The 15125-nt window shown below is 64.0% G+C and carries 20 protein-coding genes; 12 read left to right on the top strand and 8 right to left on the bottom strand.

Annotation, left to right across the window (positions count from 1 at the left end; translation table 11 throughout):
* Positions 1–136: 136 nt before the first annotated feature.
* From QMX97_RS14480 to QMX97_RS14460, 5 genes are all read right to left on the bottom strand, one after another.
* The gene (locus QMX97_RS14480) at positions 137–835 is read right to left on the bottom strand and encodes an OmpW family outer membrane protein (RefSeq protein ID WP_106802505.1); all 699 of its coding nucleotides are present in this window, start codon (positions 833–835) and stop codon (positions 137–139) included.
* A 95-nt stretch (positions 836–930) separates the two neighbouring features.
* Positions 931–1443: a DUF3299 domain-containing protein gene (locus tag QMX97_RS14475; protein ID WP_106802506.1), complete on the bottom strand. Its 513-nt coding sequence runs from the start codon at positions 1441–1443 to the stop codon at positions 931–933.
* Positions 1444–1454: 11 nt separating this feature from the next.
* The gene (locus tag QMX97_RS14470) at positions 1455–2720 is read right to left on the bottom strand and encodes an ABC transporter permease (RefSeq protein WP_065909957.1); all 1266 of its coding nucleotides are present in this window, start codon (positions 2718–2720) and stop codon (positions 1455–1457) included.
* Between the two features lies 1 nt (position 2721).
* Positions 2722–3432: an ABC transporter ATP-binding protein gene (locus tag QMX97_RS14465; RefSeq protein ID WP_282397126.1), complete on the bottom strand. Its 711-nt coding sequence runs from the start codon at positions 3430–3432 to the stop codon at positions 2722–2724.
* Positions 3433–3587: 155 nt separating this feature from the next.
* Positions 3588–4190: a DUF2796 domain-containing protein gene (locus QMX97_RS14460; RefSeq protein ID WP_282397125.1), complete on the bottom strand. Its 603-nt coding sequence runs from the start codon at positions 4188–4190 to the stop codon at positions 3588–3590.
* A 131-nt stretch (positions 4191–4321) separates the two neighbouring features.
* On the opposite strand from QMX97_RS14460, the gene QMX97_RS14455 reads away from it, so the two are divergent.
* Positions 4322–4669 carry a hypothetical protein gene (locus tag QMX97_RS14455; RefSeq protein ID WP_106802509.1) on the top strand — a complete coding sequence of 116 codons (348 nt, stop codon included), beginning with the start codon at positions 4322–4324 and terminating at the stop codon, positions 4667–4669.
* Here the strand turns inward: QMX97_RS14455 and trxA are convergent.
* The 3 genes from trxA to QMX97_RS14440 form a co-directional block, all read right to left on the bottom strand.
* Entirely contained in the window at positions 4666–5538 is an 873-nt protein-coding gene (gene trxA, locus QMX97_RS14450; protein WP_065909965.1) for a thioredoxin, read from the bottom strand. The two genes, QMX97_RS14455 and trxA, sit on opposite strands and share 4 nt — an antisense overlap.
* Positions 5539–5654: 116 nt before the next feature.
* Positions 5655–6311 (bottom strand): 50S ribosomal protein L11 methyltransferase, encoded by a 657-nt coding sequence (locus tag QMX97_RS14445; protein WP_106802510.1) that lies wholly within the window; start codon positions 6309–6311, stop codon positions 5655–5657.
* Positions 6308–6763 carry a YbaY family lipoprotein gene (locus QMX97_RS14440; RefSeq protein ID WP_065909967.1) on the bottom strand — a complete coding sequence of 152 codons (456 nt, stop codon included), beginning with the start codon at positions 6761–6763 and terminating at the stop codon, positions 6308–6310. Before QMX97_RS14440 ends, QMX97_RS14445 begins: the two co-directional genes overlap by 4 nt.
* A 139-nt stretch (positions 6764–6902) precedes the next feature.
* On the opposite strand from QMX97_RS14440, the gene nrdR reads away from it, so the two are divergent.
* From nrdR to QMX97_RS14385, 11 genes are all read left to right on the top strand, one after another.
* Entirely contained in the window at positions 6903–7367 is a 465-nt protein-coding gene (gene nrdR / locus QMX97_RS14435; protein WP_016978538.1) for a transcriptional regulator NrdR, read from the top strand.
* Positions 7364–8500, top strand: a complete 1137-nt coding sequence (gene ribD / locus QMX97_RS14430) for a bifunctional diaminohydroxyphosphoribosylaminopyrimidine deaminase/5-amino-6-(5-phosphoribosylamino)uracil reductase RibD (protein ID WP_282397124.1) — start codon at positions 7364–7366, stop codon at positions 8498–8500. Before nrdR ends, ribD begins: the two co-directional genes overlap by 4 nt.
* A gap of 47 nt (positions 8501–8547) precedes the next feature.
* Entirely contained in the window at positions 8548–9210 is a 663-nt protein-coding gene (locus QMX97_RS14425; protein WP_065909971.1) for a riboflavin synthase, read from the top strand.
* 15 nt (positions 9211–9225) lie between these two features.
* Complete coding sequence (gene ribBA, locus QMX97_RS14420) at positions 9226–10317, top strand: bifunctional 3,4-dihydroxy-2-butanone-4-phosphate synthase/GTP cyclohydrolase II (RefSeq protein WP_065909973.1); 1092 nt, start codon at positions 9226–9228, stop codon at positions 10315–10317.
* Positions 10318–10405: 88 nt separating this feature from the next.
* Complete coding sequence (ribE, locus tag QMX97_RS14415; protein ID WP_003176356.1) at positions 10406–10882, top strand: 6,7-dimethyl-8-ribityllumazine synthase; 477 nt, start codon at positions 10406–10408, stop codon at positions 10880–10882.
* Entirely contained in the window at positions 10879–11379 is a 501-nt protein-coding gene (gene nusB, locus QMX97_RS14410) for a transcription antitermination factor NusB (RefSeq protein ID WP_044269051.1), read from the top strand. Before ribE ends, nusB begins: the two co-directional genes overlap by 4 nt.
* Before the next feature lie 17 nt (positions 11380–11396).
* A complete protein-coding gene (thiL, locus tag QMX97_RS14405) occupies positions 11397–12362 on the top strand; it encodes a thiamine-phosphate kinase (RefSeq protein ID WP_106802512.1) in 966 nt (321 codons plus the stop codon).
* A gap of 66 nt (positions 12363–12428) precedes the next feature.
* Positions 12429–13157, top strand: a complete 729-nt coding sequence (locus tag QMX97_RS14400) for a transporter substrate-binding domain-containing protein (protein ID WP_282397123.1) — start codon at positions 12429–12431, stop codon at positions 13155–13157.
* Positions 13158–13286: 129 nt separating this feature from the next.
* On the top strand, positions 13287–13904 hold the full coding sequence (gene ribA / locus QMX97_RS14395; RefSeq protein WP_065909979.1) for a GTP cyclohydrolase II: 618 nt from the start codon (positions 13287–13289) through the stop codon (positions 13902–13904).
* The gene (locus QMX97_RS14390) at positions 13901–14320 is read left to right on the top strand and encodes an MFS transporter (RefSeq protein ID WP_065909981.1); all 420 of its coding nucleotides are present in this window, start codon (positions 13901–13903) and stop codon (positions 14318–14320) included. The genes ribA and QMX97_RS14390 overlap by 4 nt, the downstream gene beginning before the upstream one ends.
* On the top strand, positions 14317–15105 hold the full coding sequence (locus QMX97_RS14385) for a cobalamin-binding protein (protein WP_106802514.1): 789 nt from the start codon (positions 14317–14319) through the stop codon (positions 15103–15105). Before QMX97_RS14390 ends, QMX97_RS14385 begins: the two co-directional genes overlap by 4 nt.
* Positions 15106–15125: the final 20 nt, after the last annotated feature.

The raw sequence follows: 15125 nt of genomic DNA, 5'->3' as shown, positions 1-15125 counted from the left end.
GGGGGTGGGAGCCGGGCTTGCCCGCGATAAAATCGCCTCGGTCTGTCAGTTGCACCGAGGCGATGCTATCGCAGGCAAGCCAGCTCCTGCACCCGCCCGCTCCCACATAGGTTATGCAGCGTGAGTGGAACCTGGGTTAGAACTTGTAGCCGATGCCCACCATGTACACCATCGGGTCCACATCAACGTTTACCTTGGCGCGAGTGCCAGGTGCCACGGCGTTGTTTTCCACGGTCGCCTTGGTGCTGATGTCGATGTAGCGCGCCTGGGCGTTGATCATCCACTTGTCGTTGATCATGTAGTCCGCGCCGATCTGCGCCGCCCAGCCCCAGGAGTTCTCGGCCTTGAAGTTGCTGAAGCCTTCGCCCTGTGCGCGGCTGCCGACGTGTTCGTCGTAGATCCAGGTGTAGTTGATACCGGCGCCCACATACGGTTGGAACGCAGACTTGTTGTCCAGCGGGTAGTACACGACGCTCAGGGTCGGCGGCAGGTGTTTGAGGGTGCCGAGCTTGCCGTTGGCCGGGCTCAGGGCGGTGCCTTTGATCTTCACGTCGTGCTCGAACGGGGTGGCCGCCAGCAGCTCGATACCCACGTGGTTGGTCAGCATGTAGGCAAAGTTCAAGCCCAGCTGGGTGTCGCTGCTCATGGTCGCCTTGCCGCCCAGGTTGGTGCCCGCCAATGGACCCTGGTCAACCTTCACGTGACCGCTGTCGGCTTTCGGGTTCACGGTGATTGCACCGGCGCGCACCAGAATATCGCCCGCTTCGTGAGCGTGGACGACCGGGGCGGCGAGGGCGAGCGCGAAGAGGGACGCGCCGAGCAGAGACTTGTTCATGGGAGCTCCAAAAGGACGTTTAAAAGTTGTACGTCCAATGGTAAAGATCGTTCCGCTCGATCTTTTGACTCAGCTCAATGAAAGGTCGATCAGCGCTATTGCGGCAGTTCGTAGATGTAAATCTTCTCGGCGTCCATCTGGTAACCGGCGTCGGCCAGCTCGCTGGTGGACGGTTTGACCTGCATCGCGCCTTCGATCCAGTACGGCTGGTACAGCTCATCGAGCTTCACGCCGACTTCGCTTTTCACATGCACAATCTGGTTCGACGGCGGCGGTGGCACATGGATGCACGCGCCGAAATACGGCACCAGCAAGAACTCGGTGGTGCGGCCTGCTTCGCTGACTTCCAGCGGCACGATATATCCCGGCAGACGAATATGCTGGCCATCGAGGCCCTGTACCACCGGCGCGTGGGGCATTTCCTGCTTGGCCGCTGGCGCCGACTCCAGCGCGTCGGCCATCCCGGACAAGTTGTGCAGCGGCTGCATGTTCGGTATTTCCGGTTCGGCATCCGGCGGGATCAGCTCCGACCAGGTCAGCTCTTTAGGCTCAGCGGCCCAGGCCGGCAGGGCCATCAGCAGAAACAGTGCAAACAGGACGCGACGCATCAAAGCCTTCCTCATAAACGTATGGACAGGCCATCGGCCAGGGATTGTCGATAGGCGCGCCACGCGGGCACGCTGCCCATCAACAGCGCTGCGCCGAGGATACCGGCCAGCAGCGTCCATTCATATTCGCTCGGCCACGACATCGGCAGGTCCAGGCCGTAATTGGCCTGCAGATACCCGCGCGACGCGGCGATGCACACGTACAGCAGGCCGACCCCCGCGATCACGCCGGACAAGGCCAGTGCAAAGGCTTCGAAGATCAGCAAGGTCGCGATATGCCAGGGCCGTGCGCCCACCGAACGCAGGATCGCCATTTCGCGGCGGCGTTCGTTGAGGCTGGTGAGGATCGCCGTGAGCATGCCGATCAGCCCGGTCAGCACCACGAACAGCGAGATCACGAACAGGGCTTTTTCGGCGGTGCCCATCATGCTCCACAGCTCCTGCAGCGCCACGCCCGGCAGGATCGCCAACATCGGCTCGCCACGGAACTCGTTGATCTCGCGTTGCAGCGCGAAGGTGGAAATCTTGTTGTTCAGGCCGAGCATGAACGCGGTGATGGCCTGCGGGGTGAGGTCCATGTTGCGCGCCTGGTCGGCGCTGATGCGGCCTTTGCCCTGGGCGGGCACGCCGTTGTGCCAGTCGATGTGGATCGCTTCCATGCCGCCCAGGCTGATATGCAGCGTGCGGTCCACTGGTGTGCCGGTACGCTTGAGGATGCCGACCACGGTGAACGGCTTGTCATCGTGTTTCACCAGGCTGACCACTGCCACGCCGTGGGCCAGTACCAGCTTGTCGCCGAGCTTGTAATGCAGCGCATCGGCGACTTCGGCGCCGAGCACCACCTCGAACGGGTCAGTGGCGAAGGCGCGGCCGCTGGCCAGTTCAAGGTTCTGCTTGCGGCCGTACTGGTAGTGCTCGAAGTAGGATTCGTTGGTGCCCATTACGCGGTAGCCGCGGTGGGAGTCGCCCAGGGAAATCGGGATGGCCCATTTCACCTGGGGGCTGGCGGCGAAGTGTTCGTAGCTGTCCCAACGGATGTTGTTGGTGGCGTTGCCGATGCGAAACACCGAGTACAGCAGCAGGTTGACCGAGCCGGAGCGGGCGCCGACGATCAGGTCGGTGCCGCTGATGGTGCTGGCAAAGCTGTTGCGCGCCTCAACGCGCACGCGTTCCACCGCCAGCAGCAGGCACACCGACAAGGCGATGGCGAAGGCGGTGAGGATCGCAGTAAAGCGGCGGTTCGCCAGGCTGGCCATGGCTAGACGGAACAAATACATCTCAAACCTCTGCGGGCGTGGCGGCGCGATTGAGTTCGGCCAGCGACAGGTTGCGGTCGAACAGCGGCGCCAGGCTCTGGTCATGGCTGACAAACAACAGGCTGGCGCCGGCCTCGCGGCATTCGGCGAACAGCAACTGGATGAAGGCTTCGCGGGCGTCGTAGTCCAGGGCCGAGGTGGGCTCGTCGGCGATCACCAATTCTGGTTGGCCGATCAACGCACGGGCGGCGGCAACGCGTTGTTGCTGGCCGATCGACAGCGAGTCGGCGCGGCGCTCCAGCAAGTCCCGGTCCTTCAAGCCCAGGTGCGCGAGCAGGGTGGCAGCAGCCTGGTCGACACTGCCGTGGCGCTGGATCGCCCGCTGCGCACGCAGCTTGGAAAAGTGGCAGGGCAGCTCGACGTTTTCGCGCACCGACAGGAACGGCAGCAAGTTGAACTGCTGGAAGATGTAGCCGGTATGGTCGACGCGAAAGCGGTCGCGGGCGCCGGCCGAGAATTCGGTCAGCTCCTGGCCGAGCAGGCGAATGCTGCCGCGGCTGGGCTTCTGCACGCCGCCGAGCAGGCCGAGCAAGGTGGTTTTGCCACTGCCGCTCGGCCCCTTGAGAAACAGGGTTTCCCCTGCTTCCAGGCGGAACGCGGGGATGTCCAGCAACTGTGGGTGGCCGGGCCAGTTGAAGCCCAGGTCAGACAGTTCGATTAACGCTTGGGTCATGGGGAGTCAGTGGTCTGGTCTGGTTTGATTTGGATGATGACACCGATCAGGTGTGGAAGCTGGCTTGCCTGCGATGCAAGCGACGCGGTGTGGCAGAAACACTGCATCGATGCTATCGCAGGCAAGCCAGCTTCCACCTTGACTGAGGCATGAACTCAAAATTTCAGGGTAGCTGCCTGTGCCGTCGCTTCGACACCTTGCTGGCCGCTCGGGCCGATCAGTTGTACCTGGATTTTCTGCGTGGCAGGGAAAGTCTTGAACACCTGGCTCAGGTCCAGGTTGCTCAGGGCTGTCGGCGTGGCGCAGGTGAATTGGTAATGCGCGTGGATTTCGCTGTGGTCGTGATGATGCTCGTGGGCGCTGTCTTTGGCGTCGTGATCGTCATCATCGTCGTCGTGGTCAACTTCGGGTTTGTCGCCGAACAGTGGGCTGTTGAGTTCCTGGGTGCTCACGACGCAACCGGCACTTTTGGGCAGGTTGAACAGGGCGACAGGGTTTTCCAGCTGCTTGCGTGCAGCGGCGACCTTGGCCTTGTCTGCAGCGGTGGTGGCCAGGTGTTCGAAGCCCACCAGGTTCATCGCCGGGCTGTCCAGCTCAAGCTCCAGGGCCTGGCCGTCGAGTACGGCATTGAGGCGACCGACGCCGTGTTCGTGGGCACCCAGGCTGCCGTGCTCGTGTTCATGGTCGTGCTCGTCGGCAGCATGGGCGATGGCGAGTGGCAACAGGGCAAACGGCAAAGCAAGCAGCAGACGGCGCATGAGAAGGCTCCAGAACATGAAAGTTTTGTTATGTGATCTTATAACAATAGTGCCGAGAGTTTGACCGCCCGCTTGGCGTTGCGCAAGCCGCATGGGAGCATGCCCGTCAGAAAAGTGCAGGAGTAAGGACGATGTTGCGAATTCGTGGAACCGTCGGCGACCTGCCGGTGGACTTGACGCTGGAACTGGATGACGGCGATTGGGCGCGACTCGGCGCGCAGTTGCAGGCTGCGCCCGTGACGAGCGCGGCTGCCGCGCCGGTGGCGCCGGCCAAGCACAATGACGACCAGTGGCAGGGCGCCCAGGACCTGTTGCGCAACGCCGGCCAACTGAACGGCCTGGAGTTGCTCGACCAGCTTGAAGGTTTGGCGGGCGACGCGTCGGCGGGCAAGCGCCTGCTGGTGCGCCTGCGCCATAGTGCCAAGGTCAAGGTGAGCAGCGGCGGGGATACGCCGCTGTACAGTTGGATCGGCGATTAGTACAGCGCGGCAAACAGCTTGCGGCGGTACGCGGTCACCAGCGGGTGATCATTGCCCAGCAGTTCGAACACCTGCAGCAAGGTCTTGTGCGGCAAGCCTTCGCTGTAGCTGCGATTGCGGATAAACAGCTTGAGCAAGCCTTCGAGCGCCGCGTCGTACTGCTGGCGCGCCAGTTGCTGGATGGCCAGTTGATAAGCCGCTTCGTCGTCCTGCGGGTCTTGCGCCAGGCGGCTTTTCAAGTCGGCAGCGTCCGGCAGGTCGGCGGCCTGGCGCAGGAAGGTGATTTGCGCCTTGGCCCCGGCGAGGGCGGCCTTGTGATCGTCGCTCTTGACCGCGTCCAGCACAGTCTGGGCTTCACCCAGCTCACCGCGCTCGGCCAGGCAGCGCGCATACAGGATCAACGCCGCGGCGTTGGTATTGTCCTCGCCCAGCAGCGCCACCAGCACCGCTTCGGCATCGCTGATGCGGCCGTCGGCAAACAGCGCCTGGGCCTGCTCCAGCGGATCTGCCGCGGCCGGTGGTGGCATCTGCACATGCGGCTCCAGCATCGCCCGCACCGCCGACTCCGGCTGCGCCCCGGCAAAGCCGTCGACCGGCTGGCCATCCTTGAACAGCACCACGGTCGGCAGGCTGCGAATGCCAAACCGCGCGACGATATCCTGCTCGGCATCGCAATCGACCTTGGCCAGCAGCAACTCGCCCTGATAGCTCTCGGCGATCTGCGCGAGCATCGGCATCAGCGCCTTGCACGGCGCGCACCACTCGGCCCAGAAATCCACCAGCACGGGTTTTTCGAAGGAGTTCTGGATCACTGCCTGATCAAAGTTGGCGGTGGTGACATCGAAGATGTACGGCGTGGGCTCACTCATGGGGCGTCTCGAATAAAGCGGGAATGGGGCAACTATAAGGGCTGGCGCGATTGGCTGAAAGCGTGTCCAGCAGGCGAATGCGCTCACCTGCAGGCGCTGGCTTGCCGGCGATGGCCTCAAGAACGCCGCGAATGGTACAGGCTCACCTTGCGAAACTCCCAAGGCTCCGCCAAATCCGGCAACGTCAGCGCATCCAGGATCTCCAGCCGCCGGTAATCCGGATGCTGGAAATCACGCACGCGCGAATCCGCCACCAACGCTTCGCGGCCTCGGCTCAGGAACTGGTCCAGCAGCGGCAGGTTGGCCCGATCGTAGAGCACGTCGGCGACCAGGATCAGGTCGAAGCGGTCGGCTTCGGCGAAAAAGTCCGCCGAGTAGCTTAGCTCTACACCATTGAGCTCGGCATTCGCCCGACAGGACGCCAACGCCAGCGGATCCAGATCGCAGGCCACCACTTCCAGCGCACCGGCCTTGAGCGCCGCAATCGCGGCCACACCGGAGCCGGCGCCGAAGTCGAGCACGCGTTTTCCCGCAACCCATTGCGGGTTCGCCGCCAGGTAGCGTGCCAGAGCCAGGCCGCTGGCCCAGCAAAAGCTCCAGTAAGGCGGCTCGTGCAGGATGCGCCGGGTTTCTTCGGGGCTGAAAGCGCGGTCCATGTTGTCGGCGTCAAGCAACCACAACGACAACTCGGTGCCCGGCAAACGGCAGGGCACCAAGTGCGCGTCGCCGATCAGCTCGCTCAGCGCGGCTTGCAGGTCCAGCGGTGGCGTCATGGTGCCTTGACGAGTTGCAGGGGGCCGGTGGTCTGGGTGATCGGCTGGGTGATGCGCACGGCGGGCAGGTGCAGGATCAACTGGCCGGACTGGCTGGCGCGACCGCGCAATTCAACCCGCGCACCGGCCGGGAAGGCTTCGGGGTTGTAGCGCAGGCGGAAGGCGAGCGGCTGGCCATTGCCGGTCAGCACACTGCTGGCCAGCAGTTGTTGCGGGCGCGAACGGTCATCGATGACCAGCAGCGCCATCTCGACTTCGGCGCCGGCCGGCACGTTGGTCAGGCTGCCGCTGATTTCACGCTGGTAAGCGGGCAGGGGGCCGAGGTCCTCGATGCCTGGGACTTTTTTCTCTTGCGCAGGCGTGGGTTGAGGCGCGGCCGGCTTGGGGGCTTCGCTGCTGCAGGCGACCAGGAAACTGAACAGGGTAAGCAAAACAAGTGGTCGTAACTGCATGTACGGCTCCAGAAAGGACAAAATCCGTGGCTTAAAAAATATGAAACATAATAGTCAGCCTATATACCGTAAAGGCTATGGCTTGTCTTGCCACGGGGATGCGCTACCATGGCCCTCCCTTTTTTTGTTGCCTGCCACCATGCACTGTCCCTTCTGCGGTGCCAACGACACCAAGGTCATTGACTCGCGTCTGGTCGCCGAGGGCGATCAAGTGCGTCGCCGGCGCGAATGCCTGGCCTGCGGTGAACGTTTCACCACCTTTGAAACCGCCGAACTGGTGTTGCCACGGCTGATCAAGTCCGACGGCAGCCGCCAGCCCTTCGACGAAGAAAAACTGCGCGCCGGTATGCAGCGCGCCCTGGAAAAACGCCCGGTGAGTGTCGAGCGGCTGGAAGCGGCGCTGGTGCATATCAAGCACAAGCTGCGTGCGACCGGCGAGCGCGAGGTCAAGAGCCTGGTGGTTGGAGAGCTGGTGATGGGCGAGCTGCAAAAGCTCGACGAAGTCGCCTATATCCGTTTCGCTTCGGTGTATCGACGCTTCCAGGACCTCAATGAGTTCCGCGAAGAGATCGACCGCCTGGCCCGTGAGCCGGTCAAAGAATGAACCCACCTTCTGCTGAACAGGCCGTCCTCGACGCCCATTACATGGCCCGCGCCCTCGAATTGGCGCGCAAGGGCCTGTACACCACCCATCCCAATCCTCGGGTCGGCTGCGTGATTGTGCGCGATGGGCAGGTGGTCGGCGAAGGCTGGCATGAACGCACCGGCGAACCGCATGCCGAGCCCAACGCCCTGCGCGCCGCCGGTGACAAGGCACGCGGCGCCACCGTGTACGTGACCCTCGAACCTTGCAGCCACCATGGCCGCACGCCGCCGTGTGCCGATGCACTGGTGAGCGCCGGCGTCGCGCGGGTGGTCGCCGGGATGCAGGACCCGAACCCGGAAGTGGCCGGGCGGGGCATGCAGCGCCTGGCTCAGGCGGGTATCGAGGTGCTCAGCGGTGTGCTCGAGGCACAGGCGCGTGCGCTGAACCCTGGGTTTCTCAAGCGCATGGAGCATGGCCTGCCCTTTGTGCGGGTCAAGCTGGCGATGAGCCTCGACGGTCGCACCGCGATGGCCAGCGGCGAGAGCCAATGGATCACCGGCCCGGCTGCCCGCGCCGCCGTGCAGCGTCTGCGCGCCGAGGCCAGCGTGGTGCTGACCGGCGCCGACACAGTGCTGGCCGACGGCGCCCGCCTGACCGTGCGCGCCGCCGAGCTGGGCCTGGATGCGGACACTACGGCACTCGCCCTGTCGCGCCCACCGCTGCGCGTGTTGATCGACGGGCGCCTGCGGGTGCCGCTCAATGCGCCATTCTTCAAGGCGGGCCCCGCGCTGGTGATCACCTGCGTGACCCCGGAAAACCAGTTTCCGCGCGGACCCGAGTGCCTGGTGGTGCCGGGCGTGGACGGCCAGGTCGACCTGCGCTCGGCACTGGTGGCGCTGGCCGCCCGTGGCGTCAACGAAGTGTTGGTGGAGGCCGGCCCAAGCCTGGCCGGTGCGTTTGCCCAGCAGGGGCTGGTCGACGAGTATGTGATTTTCGTCGCCGGCAAGTTCCTCGGCTCCGCCGCGCGGCCTTTGCTGGACTGGCCGCTTGAGAAACTGGCCGACGCCCCCCAACTCAAGATCACTGAAATGCGCGCGGTAGGCGACGACTGGCGAGTCACTGCCGTCCCGCTTCCACCCGCGAGCGTATAATTCTGACCGGGCGCTCAAGTGCCCGCACCGTTTTCCAGGAGAAGGCCATGTTCACCGGCATTATCGAATCCATCGGCAGCATCCGCGCCATGACCCCCAAAGGCGGCGACGTGCGCCTGCTGGTTGAAACCGGCAAGCTCGACCTCGGCGACGTCAAGCTGGGCGACAGCATCGCCGTCAGCGGCGTGTGCCTGACCGTCATCGAACTGCCGGGCAACGGCTTTGCCGCCGATGTCAGTCGGGAAACCCTGGACTGCACCGCGATGAACGACCTGAAGGCCGGCAGCCCGGTCAATCTGGAAAAAGCCCTGACCCCGACCACCCGCCTCGGTGGCCATCTGGTCAGCGGCCACGTCGACGGCGTCGGCGAAGTGGTTGCCCGCAGCGAAAATGCGCGTGCCGTGGAGTTTCGCATCCGCGCGCCGAAAGAACTGGCCAAGTACATCGCCCACAAAGGCTCGATCACCGTCGATGGCACCAGCCTGACCGTGAACGCCGTGAATGGCGCCGAATTCGAACTGACGATTATTCCCCACACCCTCAGCGAAACCATCATGGCGTCCTACCAGCCGGGTCGCCGGGTGAACCTGGAAGTCGACTTGCTTGCCCGTTACCTGGAGCGCCTGTTGTTGGGCGATAAGGCCGCAGAGCCAACTGCCGGGAACATCACTGAAAGTTTTCTGGCCGCTAACGGCTACCTGAAATCCTGACCAAGGGGGTGCCGCGTGGCGCTCAATAGCATCGAAGAACTGGTTGAAGACATCCGCCAAGGCAAGATGGTCATCCTGATGGATGACGAAGACCGCGAGAACGAAGGCGACATCATCATGGCCGCCGAGGCCTGCAAGCCCGAGCACATCAACTTCATGGCCAAGCACGCCCGTGGGCTGATCTGCATGCCCATGAGCCGTGAGCGCTGCGAACTGCTCAAGCTGCCGTTGATGGCGCCGCGCAATGGGTCGGGCTTCGGCACCAAGTTCACCGTGTCGATTGAAGCGACCACCGGCGTCACCACCGGTATCTCCGCCGCCGACCGCGCGCGCACCGTGCAAGCGGCTGCCGCGAAAGATGCCAAGGCTGAAGACATTGTCAGCCCCGGCCATATCTTCCCGCTGATGGCCCAGCCGGGCGGCACCCTGGCGCGCGCCGGCCACACCGAGGCGGCCTGCGACCTGGCGCGCATGGCCGGTTTCGAGCCGAGCGGGGTGATCTGCGAAGTGATGAACGACGACGGCACCATGGCCCGTCGCGCCGAACTCGAAGCCTTCGCCGCTGAACACGGCATCAAGATCGGCACGATTGCCGACCTGATTCACTACCGCATGATCCACGAACGTACCGTTCAGCGGATTGCCGAGCAGCCGCTGGACAGCGAACTGGGCCAATTCAACCTGGTGACCTACCGTGATTCGGTTGCAGGCGACGTGCACATGGCCCTGACCCTGGGCACCATCTGCGCCGACGAACCGACCCTGGTGCGGGTGCACAACATGGACCCGCTGCGCGACCTGCTGATGGTCAAGCAACCGGGTCGCTGGAGCCTGCGCGCCGCCATGGCTGCGGTTTCCGAGGCTGGCAGTGGTGTGGTGCTGTTGCTCGGCAACCCGGTGGATGGCGACGTCCTGCTCGCGCATATTCGCGAAACCGCCGAGCATGCCCAGGTCAAGACGCCGACCACCTACAGCATCGTCGGCGCCGGTTCGCAGATCCTGCGCGACCTCGGTGTGCGCAAAATGCGCCTGATGAGTGCGCCAATGAAATTTAATGCGATATCCGGTTTCGACCTGGAAGTTGTAGAATACGTGCCCTCCGAATAAAGGCCGGCGATTCCTGCCCCTTGTTCGCGGTTAAATCATCACTGAGGGACGCACTTTTCGCGTCCCGGCTCTTTAAGAGATTTGTCGAATGACCCTGAAGACCATCGAAGGTACCTTCATCGCCCCCAAAGGCCGCTATGCCCTGGTGGTTGGCCGCTTCAACAGCTTCGTGGTTGAAAGCCTGGTAAGCGGTGCCGTGGACGCCCTGGTTCGCCACGGTGTGAGCGAGAGCGACATCACTATCATCCGTGCGCCTGGCGCCTTCGAAATTCCACTGGTTGCGCAAAAAGTTGCACAACAGGGTGAATACGCGGCGATCATCGCCCTGGGCGCGGTCATTCGTGGCGGTACTCCGCACTTCGAATACGTGGCTGGCGAATGCACCAAGGGCCTGGCCCAGGTGTCCATGGAGTTCGGCGTGCCGGTTGCGTTTGGCGTGCTGACCGTGGATTCCATCGAGCAAGCCATCGAGCGTTCCGGCACCAAGGCCGGTAACAAAGGCGCTGAAGCTGCCCTGTCCGCCCTGGAAATGGTCAGCCTGCTGTCGCAGTTGGAGGCCAAGTGATTTCCGACGAGAGCGATCAGTTCAACCCTCAGGAGCCACGTCCTGCGGATGCCGGCAAGCCCTCCAAGAGCGAGAAGCGTCGCAAGGCGCGTCAGCTCGCGACCCAGGCGCTGTACCAGCGTCACCTGGCAGGCGCTTCGCTGAACGAAATCGAGGCACAGTTTCGTGTCGACAACGACTTTACGTTCGCCGACCAGAGCTACTTCCACGACATCCTGCACGGCGTCCACGCCAACCTGACCGAGATCGATACGGCCCTGGCACCTTGCCTGGACCTGACCATCGAGGAACTGGACCCGGTTGAACTGTGCGTCATGCGCCTGTCCACCTGGGAACTGCTCAAGCGCGTCGACGTGCCGTACCGCGTGGTGATCAACGAAGGGATCGAGCTGGCGAAAGTCTACGGTTCGACCGACGGCCACAAGTTCGTCAACGGCGTGCTCGACAAGCTGGCCCCGCGCCTGCGCGAAGCCGAAGTGAAGGAACACAAGCGCTAAGCCGCGCTTGAGTTCCCATGGGTGAGTTTGAGCTGATCCACACCTACTTCGCCGCCGCGCCGTGTGCGCAGGGCGGCGAAGGCATTGCCCTGGGGATTGGCGATGACTGCGCCCTGCTGGCGCTCCCTGCCGGGGAGCAGTTGGCAATCTCCACCGATACGTTAGTGGCCGGCGTGCACTTTGCCGACCCCTGTGACCCGTTCCTGCTCGGCCAGCGCTCGCTGGCCGTGGCGGTGAGCGACCTGGCCGCCATGGGCGCCCATCCCCTCGCGTTTACCCTTGCCCTGACGACACCGACGGTCGATGCCGATTGGCTGCAACGCTATGCCCAGGGTTTGAACGCCATGGCGCAGCGCTGCGGTGTGGGCCTGGTGGGCGGCGACACCACACGCGGGCCGTTGAGCCTGACCCTGACCGTGTTTGGTCGTGTACCCGCCGGGCAGGCGCTGACCCGCAGCGGTGCGCAGCCGGGCGACCTGCTGTGCGTGGGCGGTGAGCTCGGCAATGCCGCCGGTGCCTTGCCGCTGGTCCTGGGGCAGCGCAGCGCCGACGCGGCCATCGCCGATCCGCTGCTGGCCCATTACTGGTCGCCGCAGCCGCAGTTGGCGCTGGGGCTGGCGCTGCGTGGCAAGGCTACGTCCGCGATGGATATCTCCGACGGGTTGCTGGCCGATTGCGGGCATATCGCCAAGGCATCGGCCGTCAGCCTATTGATCGAGCGCGAGCGGTTGCCGTTGTCGGCGCCGCTGCTGGCGTTTGTCGGTGATGACGCCGCGCGCGTGGCGGCCTTGAGCGGCGGCGACGATTATGTCCTGGCGTTCACCCTGCCGCCTGTCGAGTTGGCGCCGCTGCTGGCCGGCGGCTGGCCGATCCATGTGATCGGCCGGGTCGAGGCGGGGCAGGGCGTGACGCTGCTGGATGCTGCCGGGCAGGACATCACCCCGGCCGTTCGCGGCTATCAGCATTTTCGCGAGGCGCCCTGAGTCGGCGAGCTGCGCTACCCTCTATAGCGTTATCACGGATGCAAGGCTTTGCAGGAGGTCGTCACCATGGATGTGCGCCGCTGGCTGCTGATACTGCTGTGTGCTGTCGCGGCGCCCACCCTGGCGCGGGAAGTGCCGGTGGTGCCCGGCAAGGTGCTGCTGGCCAGTGAGGCCTGGGACGACTACACCAACGCTGACGGCAGCGGCCTGGCCTGGGATGTGCTGCGTCAGGTGTTCGAGCCTGCGGGGATCAGGCTGCAGATCCGCACCGTGCCTTATACCCGTTCGGTCGGCCTGACCCAGCGTGGCGAGGTGGATGGCTGGGTCGGTTCCTATCGCGAAGAAGCCCAGGGTGTGTTGTACCCGCACTGGAACTTCGATTCCGATCATATCTACGCGCTCGGTCTGGCCAGCACCGCGACGCCGACCGTGGCCACCCTCGGCAATTACCGCCTGGCCTGGGTACGCGGCTACAAGTACGAGGAGTACTTGCCCAATGTGCACCGTTTCGACCAGATCCAGCGGCGCGACGGCATTCTGCCGATGCTGCAGCACGGCCGGGCCGACTTCTACATCGATGCCCTGACCGAAGTTTCCTACGTCCTCAAGCAGGCCGACGACCCGGCGCGCTTCAGGCTGACGCATATTGCCGAACTGCCGTTGTATGTCGGGTTTGCCGACAACGAGCGTGGACGGGGGTTAATGGCACTGTTCGACCAGCGCATGGCGACCCTGGTGAAAAATGCCGAGCTGAAGCCGATTTTCGAGCGCTGGAAACAGCCGTATCCGTTCTGACTGGCATAGAACCGGGATGAAGGCCAATCGAACCGATTGATCTTTATCAGCGATAATTCAGCTTAAGCGTCTGTAGGAACCTGCTGTTACAATGGCCGCCACTGTAAAAACTGAAATCAGGAGCACACGGTGCCCGTCGTTTTCGTCGCTGCTTCCAAGCTGCCTACCCCTTTTGCCACGTTCACCATGAACGGCTTTCTCGAAGAAGCCACCGGTCGCGAGCACGTTGTGCTCAGCCTGGGGGATATCGCTGATGGCGCGCCGGTTCTGGGGCGCGTGCACTCCGAATGCCTGACCGGTGACGCGCTGTTCAGCCAGCGCTGCGACTGCGGTTCGCAACTGGAAGCCGCGCTGCAGGCTATCGCCCGTGAAGGTCGTGGCGTGCTGCTGTACCTGCGTCAGGAAGGCCGTGGCATTGGCTTGCTGAACAAGATCCGCGCCTACGAGCTGCAGGATGGCGGCGCCGATACCGTCGAGGCCAACGAGCGCCTGGGCTTCGCCGCCGACCAGCGTGACTACGCGATCTGCCTGCCGATGCTCGAGCACTTGGGCGTCAAATCCCTGCGCCTGATGACCAACAACCCGCGCAAGGTCAAGGCCTTGACCGAGATGGGCATCACTGTGGCCGAACGCGTGCCGCTGCACACCGGGCACAACCCGCATAACAAGCTCTACCTCGCGACCAAGGCCAGCAAGCTCGACCATATGATGGGCAACGAGCATCAGGGCGAGGTTGATCGCGCGTGACCCGCGGCCAGGTGAAACGGCGACTGTCCTTCAACTGGTGGCAGTACCTGGCCCTGGCGCTGCTCCCGCTGTTCGTGATCAACCTGGTGTTTGGCCAGGCCGAGTCCCTGCTGCCGGTGCTGGCGATGCCATTCTTTATCGCCGGCGTGGCCTCGATGTTCCTCAGCCTGCGCTACTTTCACGGCTATAAACACGCGCTGATCGCCACCGCCAAAGCCCTCGATACCGCTGAAGAACCGGCTGCCTGGATCACCCTCGCGGCTCGCCGGCGCACGGCGTTGCTGGTGGCTGCCATACCCGCATGGATCGGTGCGCTGGCGGTGTTCGTCGGCCTGGAAGCGGTGCCGCTGTTTCTGCTGGCGCTGTCGACCCTGGTGCTCTTTTACCTCTACCGCATTCCCCGTCAACTGGGATGAAGCGCCACTGGCTGGCGGTCCTGCTGCTGGCGCTGAGTGCCCCGGCGTGGGCAGCCGAGCGCGTGGTGAGCCTGGCGCCATCCTTGTCTGAAATCGTGGCTGAACTGGGCGCTGCCGACCTGCTGGTCGGCGTGCTCGATGGCGGTGAGCGCCCGGAAGCGCTGGCCAACGTGCCGTCGGTTGGCAAGTACGGCCAGTTGGACATGGAGCGCCTGCTCAGCCTCAAGCCCGACCTGATCCTGCTCTGGCCCGGCAGCGTCGGCCCGGCCCAGCGCGAGCAGCTGCAGCGCCTGAACATCCCGGTTTTCGTCGCCGAACCGCACAGCCTCGAGCAACTCACTACCCAGGTCCAGACGATTGCCGAACAGCTGGGCCGCGCCGAGGCCGGCCGACAATTGGCTGTGCAGTTGCGCCAACGCCTGGCCGAATTGCGCCAGCGCTATCAACGTGCCGAGCCATTGCGGGTGTTTTACCAGGTGTGGGACCAGCCGCTGTACACCGTGGGCGGCGGGCAGATCATCAGTGATGCGTTGAATGTGTGCGGCGCGCGCAATGTGTTCGACGATCTCAAGCTGCCCGCGCCGCAGGTCAGCATCGAGTCAGTGTTGCAGCGTGATCCCGAGATGATCCTGGTGGGTGATCCGGCTCAGCTGCAGGCCTGGAAGGTCTGGCCGGCGATGGCAGGACGGGTGCGCGTGGTGCCGGATAAAGGCTTGGAGCGGCCCAGCGGGCAGATGCTGGAGGCGGTGGGGCGGTTGTGTGAGGTGATTGCGCCGAGCCGGTGAGACCGCTATCGCCGGCAAGC

Source organism: Pseudomonas sp. PS01298 (assembly GCF_029959745.1).
GTDB lineage: Bacteria > Pseudomonadota > Gammaproteobacteria > Pseudomonadales > Pseudomonadaceae > Aquipseudomonas > Aquipseudomonas aylmerensis.
Note: the sequence above shows the minus strand (reverse complement) of the source record. Positions and strands in the feature narration are given on the sequence as shown.

What these genes read in the sequence shown, in the direction of transcription:
- QMX97_RS14480 (WP_106802505.1), bottom strand. Translation starts at nt 835, where the DNA reads ATGAACAAGTCTCTGCTCGGCGCGTCCCTCTTCGCGCTCGCCCTCGCC.
- QMX97_RS14475 (WP_106802506.1), bottom strand. Translation starts at nt 1,443, where the DNA reads ATGCGTCGCGTCCTGTTTGCACTGTTTCTGCTGATGGCCCTGCCGGCC.
- QMX97_RS14470 (WP_065909957.1), bottom strand. Translation starts at nt 2,720, where the DNA reads ATGTATTTGTTCCGTCTAGCCATGGCCAGCCTGGCGAACCGCCGCTTT.
- QMX97_RS14465 (WP_282397126.1), bottom strand. Translation starts at nt 3,432, where the DNA reads ATGACCCAAGCGTTAATCGAACTGTCTGACCTGGGCTTCAACTGGCCC.
- QMX97_RS14460 (WP_282397125.1), bottom strand. Translation starts at nt 4,190, where the DNA reads ATGCGCCGTCTGCTGCTTGCTTTGCCGTTTGCCCTGTTGCCACTCGCC.
- QMX97_RS14455 (WP_106802509.1), top strand. Translation starts at nt 4,322, where the DNA reads ATGTTGCGAATTCGTGGAACCGTCGGCGACCTGCCGGTGGACTTGACG.
- trxA (WP_065909965.1), bottom strand. Translation starts at nt 5,538, where the DNA reads ATGAGTGAGCCCACGCCGTACATCTTCGATGTCACCACCGCCAACTTT.
- QMX97_RS14445 (WP_106802510.1), bottom strand. Translation starts at nt 6,311, where the DNA reads ATGACGCCACCGCTGGACCTGCAAGCCGCGCTGAGCGAGCTGATCGGC.
- QMX97_RS14440 (WP_065909967.1), bottom strand. Translation starts at nt 6,763, where the DNA reads ATGCAGTTACGACCACTTGTTTTGCTTACCCTGTTCAGTTTCCTGGTC.
- nrdR (WP_016978538.1), top strand. Translation starts at nt 6,903, where the DNA reads ATGCACTGTCCCTTCTGCGGTGCCAACGACACCAAGGTCATTGACTCG.
- ribD (WP_282397124.1), top strand. Translation starts at nt 7,364, where the DNA reads ATGAACCCACCTTCTGCTGAACAGGCCGTCCTCGACGCCCATTACATG.
- QMX97_RS14425 (WP_065909971.1), top strand. Translation starts at nt 8,548, where the DNA reads ATGTTCACCGGCATTATCGAATCCATCGGCAGCATCCGCGCCATGACC.
- ribE (WP_003176356.1), top strand. Translation starts at nt 10,406, where the DNA reads ATGACCCTGAAGACCATCGAAGGTACCTTCATCGCCCCCAAAGGCCGC.
- thiL (WP_106802512.1), top strand. Translation starts at nt 11,397, where the DNA reads ATGGGTGAGTTTGAGCTGATCCACACCTACTTCGCCGCCGCGCCGTGT.
- QMX97_RS14400 (WP_282397123.1), top strand. Translation starts at nt 12,429, where the DNA reads ATGGATGTGCGCCGCTGGCTGCTGATACTGCTGTGTGCTGTCGCGGCG.
- QMX97_RS14385 (WP_106802514.1), top strand. Translation starts at nt 14,317, where the DNA reads ATGAAGCGCCACTGGCTGGCGGTCCTGCTGCTGGCGCTGAGTGCCCCG.